The organism is Streptomyces sp. NPDC102462 (assembly GCF_044765425.1).
In the GTDB taxonomy this organism is placed as follows: Bacteria; Actinomycetota; Actinomycetes; order Streptomycetales; family Streptomycetaceae; genus Streptomyces.
Window position 1 is genome coordinate 1 of sequence record NZ_JBIWKB010000046.1, and the last position, 13,381, is coordinate 13,381.

Consider the following 13,381-nt stretch of genomic DNA (forward strand, 5'->3'; position numbering starts at 1 on the left):
CAACCGCTCACCCGCAGGCGCCTTGACCTGCCCCACCCTCGCCATACGAAGGACAACGAGCCACAGCCACTTAAGTCACCGGCATTGGGTCTAGGCGGCCTGGAGCGATGGGGCGGGGGCCGGTGGGTGGCGGCGGATGATCAGGGCCATGAGGGCCGCCGCGGCGCACAGGGTGCCGGAGGCGTACCAGACCATGTCATAGGAGCCGAAGACGTCGCGGGAGACGCCGCCCAGGTAGGCGACGAGGGCCGCGCCGACCTGGTGGGAGGCGAGTACCCAGCCGAAGACGATGGCACTGTCCGCGCCGTACTGCTCGCGGCACAGGGCGAGGGTGGGCGGCACGGTGGCGACCCAGTCGAGGCCGTAGAAGACGATGAAGAAGATCATCGGCGGGTGGATGCTCGGCCCGAGCAGCATGGGCAGGAAGAGCAGGGACATCCCGCGCAGGGCGTAGTACACGGCGAGCAGGCGGCGCGGCTCGAAGCGGTCGGTGAACCAGCCGGAGGCGATCGTGCCGACCACGTCGAACACGCCGATGACCGCGAGCAGCGAGGCCGCCGCCGTGATGGGCATGCCGTGGTCGTGGGCGGCGGGCACGAAGTGGGTCTGGATCAGGCCGTTGGTGGAGGCGCCGCAGATCGCGAAGGTGCCGGCGAGCAGCCAGAAGGGCCCGGTGCGTGCGGCGGAGGCCAGCACGGTCAGGGTGCGCCGGGCGGCGCCGGTGACGGGGGCCGGCTTGGGCACGAACTCCGGTGCGCCGTACGGCTTGAGACCCACGTCGGCCGGGTGGTCGCGCAGCAGCAGCCACACGAACGGGACGACCGCGAGGGCGGCGAGGGCGACCGTCACGGCCGCCGGACGCCAGTCGTACGTCTCGACGGTCCAGGACAGCACCGGCAGGAAGATCAGCTGCCCTGAGGCGGAGGCGGCGGTGAGGATGCCGGTGACCAGTCCGCGGCGCTCGGTGAACCAGCGGTTGGTGACGGTCGCGGCGAAGGCGAGGGCCATGGACCCGGAGCCGAGCCCGACCAGCAGGCCCCAGCACAGCAGCAGTTGCCACGCCGCGGTCATCCACACGGTCAGGCCCGAACCCAGCGCGATCACGGTCAGCGCCACGGCGACCACCTTGCGGATGCCGAAACGATCCATCAGCGCGGCGGCGAACGGCGCGGTCAGCCCGTACAGCGCGAGGTTGATGGAGACCGCCGCGCCGATCGTGCCGCGCGACCAGCCGTACTCCTGGTGCAGCGGGTCGATGAGCAGGCCGGGCAGCGAGCGGAAGGCCGCCGCGCCGATGATCGTGACGAACGTGACGGCGGCGACGAACCACGCGCGGTGCACCGCCGTGCGGCGGCCCCGCCACGGACGCCTCGGTCGGGGCTCCCGCAGCCGCCGGACGGCCGCCGCTGCATCGCTTGTCTGAGTCACGTCATAGAGCTTCCGGTGCCGCGCCGCCTCCGGCGAGTGGCCCAAAGGACAGCGTTCGCTAGGATCGGGCCATGAGCGCAGAGCCGGACTTCCGCCCGCACCGCGTCGTCGTCCTCGCGCTGGACGGCCTGCTCCCCTTCGAGCTGGGCATCCCGCACCGGATCTTCGGCCGCCCCAGGGACGCCCGCGGGCGGCACCTGTACGAGGTCGTCACCTGTTCCGTCCGGCCGCCCGGACCGGTGGAGACCGACGCCGACTTCGCCATCCACGTGGCGCACGGCCCGGAAGCCCTGGCCACCGCCGACACCGTCATCGTCCCGGCCTCCTACGAACTGGGCCCGGTCTACGAGCGGGGCGTGCTCGGCGAGGAGCTGGCCGCCGCGCTCGCCCGGATCCGGCCCGGCACCCGGCTCGCCTCCATCTGCACCGGCGTGTACGTCCTCGCCGCCGCCGGACGCCTCGACGGCCGCCCGGCGACCACGCACTGGGCCGACGCGGAACGGTTCCAGCGGATGTTCCCGAAGATCAAGGTGGACGCGGATGTGCTGTTCATCGACGACGGCGACGTGCTGACCTCGGCGGGGGTCGCCGCCGGGATCGACCTGTGCCTGCACCTCGTACGCCGCGACCACGGCACCGCCGTCGCCAACGACGTGGCCCGCCGCATGGTCGTACCGCCGCACCGCGACGGCGGCCAGGCGCAGTACATCGACCGGCCGGTGCCGGACCCGCAGCTGGCCACCACGACCGCCGCCCGCGCCTGGGCGCTGGACCGCCTCCACGAGCCGATCCAGCTGCGCGACCTGGCCGAGCAGGAGGCCATGTCGGTACGCACCTTCACCCGCCGCTTCCGCGAGGAGGTCGGCGTCAGCCCCGGCCAGTGGCTCACCCAGCAGCGCATCGAACGCGCCCGGCACCTGCTGGAGTCCACCGACCTCCCCGTCGACCGGGTGGCCCGGGACGCGGGCTTCGGCACGGCCCAGTCGATGCGCCAGCATCTGCAGACGGCGCTCGGCGTCACACCCACCGCGTACCGGCGCACCTTCCGCGCCGCCGGCCGGACGCGCGGTCAGAAGGTCAGCACCGCCCGGGCCAGCCGTCCCGCCGCCGCGTCCGCCCGCGCCCTGTCGAAGTCCTCGACCGGGTAGGTTCCGGTCACCAACTCGTCCAGCAGCAGCCGCCCCTGGCGGTACAGCTCGGCGTACAGGGCGATGTCGCGCTGCGGGCGGGCGGAGCCGTAGCGGCAGCCGAGGATCGACTTGTCCAGGTACATGGCGGAGACCAGGAACGACGCCTCGGCCGTGGCCGGCGGCACCCCGAGCAGCACCGCCTGCCCGTGCCGGTCCAGCAGGTCGACCGCCCGGCGGATCAGATCGGTGCGGCCGACGCACTCGAAGGCGTGGTCCGCGCCGGTCGGCAGCACGTCCCGCACCGCGTCCGCCGAGGTCAGGAAGTCGGTCGCGCCGAACCGCCGGGCCACCGCCTCCTTCGCCGGATTGGCGTCCACCGCCACGATCCGCAGCGCGCCCGCGATCCGGGCCCCCTGGATGACGTTCAGGCCGATCCCGCCCGCGCCGATCACCAGCACGCTGTCCCCGCGCTCCACCCGGGCCCGGTTGAGCACGGCCCCCACCCCGGTCAGCACCCCACAGCCGATCAGCGCGGCGCACGGCAGCGGGACGTCCTTCGGGATACGGACCGCCTGCACCGCCTTGACGACCGTGCGTTCCGCGAAGGCCGAGTTGGACGCGAACTGGAACAGCGGCTCCCCACCGCGGGTGAACGGCCGGCCCGGGCGGCCGATGGCCCGGCGGCACATGGTCGGCCGACCGCGGTCGCAGTCAGCGCAGGTGCCGCAGTTCGCGAGCGTGGACAACGCCACATGGTCGCCGGGCGCCACATGTGTTACGCCCACACCGACCGCCTCCACCACCCCCGCGCCCTCATGGCCCAGCACCACCGGAACCGGGAAGGGTATGGTGCCGTCCACCACCGACAGATCGCTGTGGCACAGCCCGGCCGCGGCGACCGCGACCAGCACCTCGCCGGGCCCCGGATCGCGCACCCGAAGGTCGTCGACGACCCGCACCCGTTCACCGTCGAACACCACACCGCGCATCACACGACTCCCCTCGACCCCTTCGGCTCCCTCGGCAGGCCGAGCACACGCTCGGCGATGATGGTGCGCTGGACCTGGTCGGAGCCGCCGTAGATGGTGTCGGCCCGGGAGAACAGGAACAGGTGCTGCGCCGGGTCCAGCGCGTAGGGCTGCTGCGGGGACCAGTCCTCCGGTCCCGCGGAGGCCGCCGCGCCCCGCACCCGCACCGCCAGCTCGCCCAGCCGCTGGTGCCAGCCCGCCCACAGCAGCTTGGCCACGCTGGGCGCGCCCGGGTCGTCCGCCCCGCCCAGGGTGCGCAGCGCGTTCCAGCGCATGGTGCGCAGTTCGGCCCACTGCCGCACCAGGCCGGCGCGCAGCACCGGGTCCGCTGCCGCGCCGGTCCGCACGGCCGTGCGCACGACCTGCTCCAGTTCCTGCGCGAAGCCGATCTGCTGGGCCAGCGTCGACACCCCGCGTTCGAAGCCGAGCAGGCTCATCGCCACCCGCCAGCCCGCGCCCTCACCGCCGACGACGTGCTCCACGCGCGCGTACGCCCCGTCGAAGAAGACCTCGTTGAAGTCGCTCGTGCCCGTCAGCTGCCGGATCGGACGGACCTCGATCCGGCCCGGCTGGTCCATGGGCACGAGCAGGAAGCTGAGCCCGTGGTGCCGGCGGGAGTCCGGGTCGGTACGGGCCAGCACGAAGCACCAGTCGGCCTCGTGGGCGAGGGAGGTCCAGATCTTCTGGCCGCTGACGCGGTAGCCGTGCGGCTCGCGTACGGCGGTGGTGCGCACGCCGGCCAGGTCGGAACCCGCGCCGGGTTCGCTGTAGCCCTGGCACCACAGCTCCTCGCCGGCCGCGACGGGCGGCAGGAAGCGGGCCTTCTGCTCGGCGGTGCCGTGGGCGATGAGGGTGGGGGCGAGCAGGTTCTCGCCGATGTGCCCGGAGCGTGGGGGCGCGCCCGAGCGTGCGTACTCCTCGGCCCAGGCGACCTGCTGGGTGAGGCCGGCGGTGCGGTTGCCGTAGCCCGGCTCCGGCCAGCCCAGACCTATCCAGCCGGCCTTGCCGAGCGTGCGTTCCCAGGAGCGGCGGTCCTGGGTGGCGCCGGCGTGCGCGGCCAGCCAGGCGCGGGCCTCGGAGCGGAATGCGGTGTCCTCTGGCGTTTGGCCGAAGTCCATGGCGGGGGCCTCCGGGGGTTTGGCCGTGGGGGCGGGGGGCGTCGGTTGTTCTGCGGGTGGGGTGGGCTGGGGCGGGGGTGCGCCGTTGGGGTGAGCGTCGTGGGCCGTGTGCGGGTGCGGTGGGCTGGGGCGGGGTCGCGCCGTTGGGTGGGCGTCTCGGCCGTCTGCGGGTGCGTTGTGGCTTGTCGCGCAGTTCCCCGCGCCCCTATGGGGCGCTGCCCAGCTGTGGGCTTGTGCGTTCGGGATGCTTAGCGGGTGTGGTGCGTCGTCGGGCGTCTGCGGGTGCGTTGGGGCTGGGGCGCGGTCCCGCCGTGGCGGTGAGCGTCGTCGGGCGTCTGCGGGTGCGTTGTGGCTTGTCGCGCAGTTCCCCGCGCCCCTATCGGGGCGCGCTGCACAGATGTCGGCTTATGCGTTGGGGCGGGAGGTTGAGCGGGCCGCCTGGGTCATTGCTGGGAGTTGGGACAGGAGCGGCATCGGGTCGGTGCCTACCGTGCCGGGGAGGGAGTCGGCGATGCGTTGCGGGGTCCAGGTGCCTTCCGCGTAGGCGGCGCGTAGTTCGCGGGGCTGGGCCCAGACGGCGATCTTGGGGCCGGCGATCGTGTACACCTGGCCGGTGACGGGCAGTTCGCGGGCCCGGTCGGAGAGCAGGTAGACCACGAGCGCGGCGACGTCCTCCGGTTCGCCGATCTCCGTCAGCTCCATCGGGACCCCGGCCGACATCCGGGTGCGGGCCACGGGTGCCACGGCGTTCGCGGTCACCCCGTACCGGTGCAGCCCGAGCGCCGCGCTGCGGACCAGGGAGATGATCCCGCCCTTCGCGGCGCTGTAGTTGGCCTGCGACACCGAGCCCTGGTGGTTGCCACTGGTGAAGCCGATCAGCGTGCCGGACCGCTGTTCGCGCATGACCGCGGCGGCGGCGCGGAACACGGTGAACGTGCCCTTGAGATGGGTGGCGAGCACCGGGTCCCACTCCTGCTCGGTCATGTTGAACAGCATCCGTTCCCGCAGGATCCCGGCGACGCAGACGACCCCGTCGAGGCGCCCGTACGCCGACAGGGCCGTCTCGACGACCCGCCGGCCGCCGGCCATCGTGGAGACGTCGTCGGCGACCGCGACCGCCTCACCGCCCGCCGTCTCGATCTCCTTGACCACGGAGTCGGCGACCTCGCTGCTCGGCGCGGTGCCGTCGGTCGCCACGCCGTAGTCGTTGACGACGACCCGCGCTCCCTCGGCCGCCGCCGCGAGGGCGACCGCGCGGCCGATGCCCCGCCCGGCGCCCGTCACGGCGACGGCCTTGCCTGCCAAGAAGTTCCCCACGCCCGGCCCCTTCCCGCGGTTTCTGACGGACCGTTAGATTTTATGGCGCCCCATACAGCCGGAGACAAGCCCCGGGAGGCCACGATGTCCTTGCCCGACGAGTTCCACGCCATCGCCAAGCGCGTGAACAACTGGGGCCGTTGGGGGGCGGACGACGAGATCGGCACCCTGAACCTGATCACCGACGAGGTGGTGCGGGAGGCCGCGGCCGGCGTCCGCTCCGGGCGCCGTGTCCCGCTGGCGCTGCCGCTGCGCCAGGACGGTGTGCAGACCGGGATGATCCCCGGGCGGGTCAATCCGCTGCACGCGATGGTGCAGATCAACCAAGAGTTGTTCGGGCCGGGCACGGTCGCGTGCAGCGACGACGCCGTGACGATGGGTCTGCAGGCCGGCACGCACTGGGACGCGCTGACCCATGTCTCGCACTCCGGGAAGCTCTACAACGGGCGGCCGGCCCACACGGTGTCGGCGCACGCCGGCGCGGAGTTCGGCGGCATCGACAAGGTGCGGCACCTGGTCTCCCGCGGGGTGCTGCTGGACGTGGCACGCGCGCATGGCACGGACCGGCTGGAGGGCGGGTACGCGGTCACCCCGGAGGATCTCGACGCGGCCGAGGAACTGGCCGGCACCCGGGTGCGGGCCGGTGACGTGGTGCTGGTGCGGACGGGGCAGATGCAGGTGTACCTCGCGGGCGACAAGCACGGTTACGCCCATCCCTCGCCGGGTCTATCGGTGCGCACCCCGGAGTGGTTCCACGCGCGCGACGTCGCGGCCGTCGCGAACGACACGCTCACCTTCGAGGTCTTCCCGCCCGAGATCGACGGGCTGTGGCTGCCCGTGCACGCCCTCGACCTGGTGGAGATGGGGATGCTCCAGGGGCAGAACTGGAATCTCGAAGAGTTGTCCACAGCCTGTGGACAAGCCGGCCGGTATGAATTCCTGCTGTCGGCGATGCCCGAACCGTTCACCGGCGCCACGGGTACGCCGGTCGCCCCGGTGGCCATCCTCTGAGGCTTCTTCCGGGGCTCCGGCCCGACCCACACTCGACGAGGGCTTCCGTCACCAAGCCCTTGCCGTCCCCTCGCGGCGAATCGCAGACCACAAGCGTGATCAGACGGTCACGAGGCGTCAACACCCGTACGAGGATTTATCGCTCATCCCCTCTTCACACGGGGTGCGCACGGATGCATGGACCGGCGCATCGCCGTGCCCCCCGGCTACACCGCCTCGAAGGCCAGCCCCTCGTACGCGGACCCGCCGCCCCCGTACGCCGCCGCCGCGCTCCCCTGCGGCCGGTCGCACCGGTCGAGTTCGCACCAGATGCGCTTGCCCCCGCCCTCCGGGCTCCAGCCCCAGCGGTCGGCGAGACCGTCGACCAGCGCGAGGCCCCGGCCGCCGGTCGCCTCGCGGCCGGCGCACCGCGGCACCGGCGCCCGGGCGCTGGTGTCGGCCACCTCCAGGCGCACCGTGGCCGGCTCCGCCGCCGTACCGGGCAGCGAGAGCCTGAGAACGGCGGGATGGCCCGTGTGCACCACGGCGTTGGTCACCAGTTCGGACACGAGCAGGATCAGGATTTCGGCCAACTGCTCGTCGGCCGCTATCCCGGACCCGGCGAGCCGCGAGCGGGCCCATCTGCGGGCCCGCCCCACCTCCGCGGGGTCGGGCCGGATCTCCAGCTGCACTTGAAGCACCTGCACCGCTCACACCATCCGAACCGGCGGACACATGACCCGACGCCACGCGCACGCCACGACGAGGGCCGCGACGAGCACCACGACGAAGGCCACGATCGTAGCCATTTTCTGCATGGGCAGGACAACGACCACAGCAAGGGTCACGGAACGTGACTCCCTTACGAGACAGCATGGTTGACGTACAGTCACCCCAACAAGCGCTTCGGGCATATTCCAGCGCGAAGGAGTACGCGTGCGGCATACTGTGCGACGCTCGCGGCGGGGGGCCGCACGGGTGGGGGCGAAGGCCCTGGTCGCCCCGCGAACAGCGGCGCGCACCGCCGGATGCGGAGCCACCCCAGGGGCAACACCGGCATGGCTCGTGCTCGGAACCGCTCGCATCCCACACAAGGTACCGGAGGGGACGGCCGACTCCGGGCCGTGACGAGTCACGCGGAGGACACAAGCCGATATCAACGCTCCGTGATCCCTGAATGCCACGATCCGTGACATCGGCCAGGGGTGGGCGACGCCCGGCGGCCCGCCGGGTTCTTCCCGGCCGTCAGCCGGCCAGATCGGCGGCGAGCAGTTCGGCTCCGTCCGTGCCGCCCCCACCGCGCCGGGCCCGCAGCCATGCCCGTTTCAGCTGGAGATGAACCTCTGACTCCCAGGTGAAGCCCATGCCGCCGTGCACCTGGAGGCAGTCGCGGGCGCCGCGCACGGCCGCCTCGTCGGCGAGCAGCCGGGCCGCCGCGATGTCCACCGGGTCACCGGTGACGGCCGCCGCGTACACCGCCGCGCGCGCCGTCTCGGTGCGCACCAGCATGTCCGCGCACAGGTGTTTGACCGCCTGGAACGCCCCGACGGGCTGTCCGAACTGCTCACGCGTCCGGGCGTGTTGCGCGGCCAGTCCGCACACGCGCGTGGCCGTGCCGAGCTGTTCGGCCGCGGTGAGCAGGACAGCGACGGGGTCAGGCGCGCCGGGGCCAGGCACCACGGGGTCAGACGCGACGGAGCCAGGCACGACGGGGTCAGACGCGACGGAGCCCGGCACGACAGAGCCCGGCACCACAGGGTCAGACGCGACGGAGCCCGGCGCGACGGGGTCCGCCGCCGCGCCGACCGCCCCAGCCCCGCCGACCGCCCCGGCCTCACCAGCCGCCCGGACCTCACCGATCACCCCGGCCCCGCCGGCCGCTCCCGCCGTCCCCGCCGGGGGCACCCGGTGCAGTGGGGTCAGTGGGTCCACCGAGCGCATCGGCACCGCCGCTGAGGCGTCACCGCGTACCACGTCGGCCGCCGCCAGCCACTCCACAAGGCCGCCGTCCACGGCCGTCACCACCGTCTCCCCGGTGGCCGCCCCGGGCACGGTGCCGGCCGCGAGGTGGGTGGCCACCAGCGGGCCGGGCAGCAGCGCCCGGCCGGCCTCCTCGAAGGCCAGCACCGCCTCCGGCAGCCCGGCCCCCGCCCCGCCGTCGGCCTCGGGCAGCCGCAGCGCGAACAGGCCCGCCGCGCCCAGCTCCCGCCACAGCGCCCGGTCCAGGCGGGGCGGGCCGAGCGCGGCCCGCGGCCGCCACGCGTCCCGCCGCCGGGCCAGCAGCCGTCGCACGCCGTCCCGCAACGCGCGCTGCTCGCCGGTGAGTTGGAAGCGCATCGGCCGTTCACCGCCCCTTCGGCAGGCCGAGGATCCGCTCGGCCACGATGTTCCGCTGGATCTGCGACGTACCGGCGGCGATGGTGTACGACAGGGAGGACAGCCGGTCGAGGACCCACGGCCGGTCCAGGTCCAGGCAGTCCGCGCCGAGGACGTCGGCCGCCGCGTCGTACAGCTCCTGACGGGCGTGCGAATACCTCAGTTTGAAGACCGAACCGCCGACCCCGGGCACCCCGCCGACCCGTTCGGCCTCGCTCACGTTCCACTGGGTCAGCCGCCACAGGGCCCGGAACTCCGCGTTGAGCGCGCCGAGCCTGCGGCGCAGCGCCGCATCGTCCCAGCGGCCGTTGGCGCGGGCCTCGCGGGCGAGTTCGCCCAGCACCCGGCGGCAGGCGACCACCTCACCGGCGAAGGCCGTGCCGCGTTCGAAGGAGAGCGTCACCATGGTCACGCGCCAGCCGTCGTTCTCGGCGCCGACCCGGTTGGCCACCGGCACCCGCACCTCGTCGAGGAAGACCTCGGCGAACTCCGCCGACCCGGCGAGCGTGCGCAGTGGCCGTACGGTGACGCCCGGGGCGTCCATGGGCAGCGCCAGCCAGGTGATGCCCCGGTGCCGGGGCGCGTCGGGGTCGGTGCGGACCAGCAGTTCGCACCAGTCGGCGACCTCGGCGTGCGACGTCCAGACCTTGGACCCGCTCACCACGTAGTCGTCGCCGTCCCGCCACGCGCGCGTGCGCAGCGCGGCAAGGTCGGATCCGGCGTCCGGTTCGCTGAAGCCCTGGCACCACACCTGCTCGCCGCGCAGGATCGGCGGCAGCCAGCGCGCCCGCTGCGCGGCCGTACCCTCCGCGGCGATCGTCGGGCCGGCGTGCAGCAGCCCGACGAAGCCCGCGCCCACATAGGGCGCGCCCGCCCGCTCCGTCTCCTCCAGGAAGATCAGCCGCTGTGTCGGCGGCGCGTCCCAGTGCACGTCGGCGTACCCGGCGTCGTACAGCATCCGCTGCCAGCCGAGGTCGTAGGCGCGGCGCGCGGGCCAGTCCTCCGGGGACGGCCTGGCCGGCAGGGTGGGCAGCGCCTTCGCCAGCCACTGACGCAGCCGCGCCCGGAAGTCCTCCTCCTCCGGCGTGTACGACAGGTCCACTAGCGGTCCAGGTCGAGGCCGAGCATGCGGATCGCGTTGCCCCGCATCAGCTTGTACACGGTCTCCTCGTCCAGGCCCTTCACATGGTCGAGGGCGACCTCCTCGGTGTGCGGGAAGGTCGAGTCGACGTGCGGGTAGTCGGTCTCGAAGGTGGCGTTGTCGCGGCCCACGGCGTCCAGGGACGCGACTCCGTGCTTGTCGCGGAAGAAGCAGCAGAAGATCTGCCGGTAGTAGTACGTCGACGGCGGTTCCGGGATCAGGTCGCGGACGCCGCCCCAGGCGCGGTGCTCCTCCCAGACGTCGTCGGCGCGTTCCAGGGCGTACGGGACCCAGCCCATCTGGCCCTCGGAGTAGGCCAGTGTGAGCCGCGGGAACTTCACGAGTACGCCGCTGAACAGGAAGTCCATCATCGAGGCCATCGCGTTGTTGAAGCTGAGCGACGCCTGGACGGCGGGCGGCGCGTCCGGTGAGGCGGCCGGCATCTGCGAGGAGGAGCCGATGTGCATGTTGACGACGGTCCCGGTCTCCTGGCAGGCGGCGAAGAACGGGTCCCAGTGGCCGGAGTGGATGGAGGGCAGCCCGAGGTGGGTGGGGATCTCGGAGAAGGTCACCGCCCGCACCCCGCGCTCGGCGTTGCGCCGGATCTCCGCGACCGCAAGGTCCACGTCCCACAGCGGGATCAGGCACAGCGGGATGAGCCGGCCGCCGCTGCCCGCGCACCACTCCTCCACCATCCAGTCGTTGTAGGCGCGCACACAGGCGAGCGCGACCTCCTTGTCGTGGGCCTCGGCGAAGGTCTGCCCGCAAAAGCGCGGGAAGGTCGGGAAGCAGAGGCTGGCCTCGACGTGGTTGAGGTCCATGTCCTTGAGCCGCTCGACGGGGTCCCAGCAGCCGGGCCGCATCTGCTCCCGGGTGATCCCCTCCAGGGTCATCTCGTCGCGGTCGAAGCCGACGGCGGCGATGTTGCGCTTGTAGGGGAACTTCAGGTCCTCGTAGATCCACCAGTCGGTGGGCTGGCCGTCCGGGTCCATGGTGATGCGGTACTTGCCGCCGATGTAGGCCAGCTCGCCGATCCCGGCGGTGAGCGGCTTGGGCCCGCGGTCCCGGTACTTCGCCGGCAGCCAGGTCTCGAAGAGGTGGGCGGGCTCGATCACATGGTCGTCGACGCTGATGATGCGGGGCAGTTCGGGCATGGGTCCCCTCCGCCTGACGTGGTGCTGACGGCCGCCGTATCTGATGGCCCGTCAGAAATACTCCGGGCAGGAGACTAGTCCCGCACCCCTGGACCGACAAGGCGCACGGCCCTACGCTCTGCGCACTATCTGACGCTCCGTCAGTCGAAGGGGGGCGGGGATGGACACCGCCGCACACGAACTGAGCACGTCCCGCACGCTCTGGCAGCTCCTCGCCCGCCGCGCCGCCCTCACCCCCGACCGCCCGGTGTTCCTCCAGGACGACCGGACGCTGACCTTCGGCGGCCTGCGCGCGGGCGCCGAGCGGGTGGCGGCGGGCCTGTACGGCATGGGCGTACGGCCCGGCACGGTCGTCGCCTGGCAGCTGCCCACCCGCATCGAGACGGCCCTGCTGTCCTTCGCGCTGGCCCGGCTCGGCGCCGTGCAGTCACCGGTCATCCCGTTCTACCGGGACCGGGAGGTCGGCTTCGCGCTGCGCGAGTCCAGGGCGGAGTTCTTCGCCGTACCGGGCACCTGGCGCGGATACGACCACACGGCGATGGCGCGGCGGCTGGGCGCCAAGGGGATCTTCGAGGCGTACGACGCGCTGCCCGACGGCGATCCCGCGCGGCTGCCGCCGCCGCCCGACGAGGGCACCTCGGTGCGCTGGATCTACTGGACCTCGGGCACCACCTCCGCCCCCAAGGGCGTGCTGCACACGGACCGTTCGCTGATCGCGGGCGGCTCCTGCCTCGCCCACGCGCTGCGCCTGCGACCGGACGACGTGGGCTCGATGGCCTTCCCGTACGCGCACATCGCCGGCCCGGACTACACGGTGATGCTGCTGCTGTACGGCTTCCCGGCGGTGCTGTTCGAGCAGTTCGCGCTGCCTGCGGCGCTCGCCGGGTACCGCAGGCACCGGGTGACGGTGGCGGGCGGCTCCACCGCCTTCTACTCCATGTTCCTCGCCGAGCAGCGCAAACAGCCCGGCGAGAGGATCATCCCGACGCTGCGGCTGCTCGCCGGCGGCGGGGCGCCGAAGCCGCCGGAGGTGTACCACGCCGTGGTCCGCGAGATGGGCGTGCAGCTCGCCCACGGCTACGGCATGACCGAGGTGCCGATGATCACCATGGGGGATCCGCGGGACACGGCCGAGAACCTCGCGACGACGGAGGGGCGACCGCCGCGGGAGATGGAGATACGGATCGTCGACGGGGAGGTGCGGCTGCGCGGGGAGGCCGTGTGCCGGGGCTATCTGGACCCGGCGCAGACCGCGGAGGCGTTCGACGCGGACGGGTTCCTGCGCACCGGCGACCTCGGGTATCTCACCGACGGCGGGCACCTGGTGCTCACGGGGCGGCGCAAGGACGTGATCATCCGCAAGGGCGAGAACATCTCGGCCAAGGAGATCGAGGACCTGCTGCACCGGCATCCCGCCGTCGGGGACGTGGCGGTGATCGGGCTGCCGGACACGGAGCGCGGTGAGCGGGTGTGCGCGGTGGTCGAACGGGCCGTACCACCGCCCCCGGACGGGGAGTTGACCCTGGAGGCGGTGACGGCGTACCTGCGCGCGGCAGGACTTTCCGTGCACAAGCTGCCGGAGCAGCTGGAGGTGGTGGACGCCCTTCCACGGGGCGAGACGCTGCGGAAGGTGCTCAAGTACGAGCTGCGGGAGCGTTTTTCGGGCGGCGGGCGGTGAGCGCCGTGGGGCGGGTGCGCG

General features: G+C 72.9%; 12 protein-coding genes. 3 read left to right on the top strand and 9 right to left on the bottom strand.

All coding sequences use genetic code 11. From position 1 onward, the window contains the following. Positions 1 to 90: 90 nt before the first annotated feature. A complete protein-coding gene (locus ACIRFL_RS31260) occupies positions 91 to 1,428 on the bottom strand; it encodes an MFS transporter (protein WP_404034943.1) in 1,338 nt (445 codons plus the stop codon). Positions 1,429 to 1,499: 71 nt separating this feature from the next. On the opposite strand from ACIRFL_RS31260, the gene ACIRFL_RS31265 reads away from it, so the two are divergent. Then, positions 1,500 to 2,576, top strand: a complete 1,077-nt coding sequence (locus ACIRFL_RS31265) for a GlxA family transcriptional regulator (RefSeq protein WP_404034945.1) — start codon at positions 1,500 to 1,502, stop codon at positions 2,574 to 2,576. Here ACIRFL_RS31265 and ACIRFL_RS31270 read toward each other — a convergent pair. The 3 genes from ACIRFL_RS31270 to ACIRFL_RS31280 form a co-directional block, all read right to left on the bottom strand. Continuing rightward, entirely contained in the window at positions 2,498 to 3,547 is a 1,050-nt protein-coding gene (locus ACIRFL_RS31270; RefSeq protein ID WP_404034947.1) for an alcohol dehydrogenase catalytic domain-containing protein, read from the bottom strand. The genes ACIRFL_RS31265 and ACIRFL_RS31270 overlap by 79 nt on opposite strands. Next, positions 3,547 to 4,704, bottom strand: coding sequence for an acyl-CoA dehydrogenase family protein (locus tag ACIRFL_RS31275; protein WP_404034949.1), 1,158 nt, complete (start codon positions 4,702 to 4,704; stop codon positions 3,547 to 3,549). The genes ACIRFL_RS31270 and ACIRFL_RS31275 overlap by 1 nt, the downstream gene beginning before the upstream one ends. 405 nt (positions 4,705 to 5,109) lie before the next feature. Beyond that, complete coding sequence (locus ACIRFL_RS31280; protein ID WP_404034951.1) at positions 5,110 to 6,021, bottom strand: SDR family oxidoreductase; 912 nt, start codon at positions 6,019 to 6,021, stop codon at positions 5,110 to 5,112. Positions 6,022 to 6,105: 84 nt separating this feature from the next. On the opposite strand from ACIRFL_RS31280, the gene ACIRFL_RS31285 reads away from it, so the two are divergent. Continuing rightward, entirely contained in the window at positions 6,106 to 7,032 is a 927-nt protein-coding gene (locus tag ACIRFL_RS31285) for a cyclase family protein (protein WP_404034953.1), read from the top strand. A 206-nt stretch (positions 7,033 to 7,238) separates the two neighbouring features. On the opposite strand, the gene ACIRFL_RS31290 is transcribed toward ACIRFL_RS31285, so the two are convergent. From ACIRFL_RS31290 to ACIRFL_RS31310, 5 genes are all read right to left on the bottom strand, one after another. Then, entirely contained in the window at positions 7,239 to 7,703 is a 465-nt protein-coding gene (locus tag ACIRFL_RS31290; RefSeq protein ID WP_404035060.1) for an ATP-binding protein, read from the bottom strand. A gap of 18 nt (positions 7,704 to 7,721) precedes the next feature. Further along, on the bottom strand, positions 7,722 to 7,859 hold the full coding sequence (locus tag ACIRFL_RS31295) for a hypothetical protein (protein ID WP_351739096.1): 138 nt from the start codon (positions 7,857 to 7,859) through the stop codon (positions 7,722 to 7,724). Positions 7,860 to 8,256: 397 nt separating this feature from the next. Continuing rightward, positions 8,257 to 9,348 carry an acyl-CoA dehydrogenase family protein gene (locus ACIRFL_RS31300; protein WP_404034956.1) on the bottom strand — a complete coding sequence of 364 codons (1,092 nt, stop codon included), beginning with the start codon at positions 9,346 to 9,348 and terminating at the stop codon, positions 8,257 to 8,259. A gap of 7 nt (positions 9,349 to 9,355) precedes the next feature. Beyond that, positions 9,356 to 10,489, bottom strand: coding sequence for an acyl-CoA dehydrogenase family protein (locus ACIRFL_RS31305; protein WP_404034958.1), 1,134 nt, complete (start codon positions 10,487 to 10,489; stop codon positions 9,356 to 9,358). Continuing rightward, positions 10,489 to 11,682: an amidohydrolase family protein gene (locus ACIRFL_RS31310; protein WP_404034960.1), complete on the bottom strand. Its 1,194-nt coding sequence runs from the start codon at positions 11,680 to 11,682 to the stop codon at positions 10,489 to 10,491. The genes ACIRFL_RS31305 and ACIRFL_RS31310 overlap by 1 nt, the downstream gene beginning before the upstream one ends. Before the next feature lie 160 nt (positions 11,683 to 11,842). On the opposite strand from ACIRFL_RS31310, the gene ACIRFL_RS31315 reads away from it, so the two are divergent. Then, complete coding sequence (locus ACIRFL_RS31315; RefSeq protein ID WP_404034962.1) at positions 11,843 to 13,360, top strand: class I adenylate-forming enzyme family protein; 1,518 nt, start codon at positions 11,843 to 11,845, stop codon at positions 13,358 to 13,360. The last annotated feature ends 21 nt before the right edge of the window (positions 13,361 to 13,381 follow it).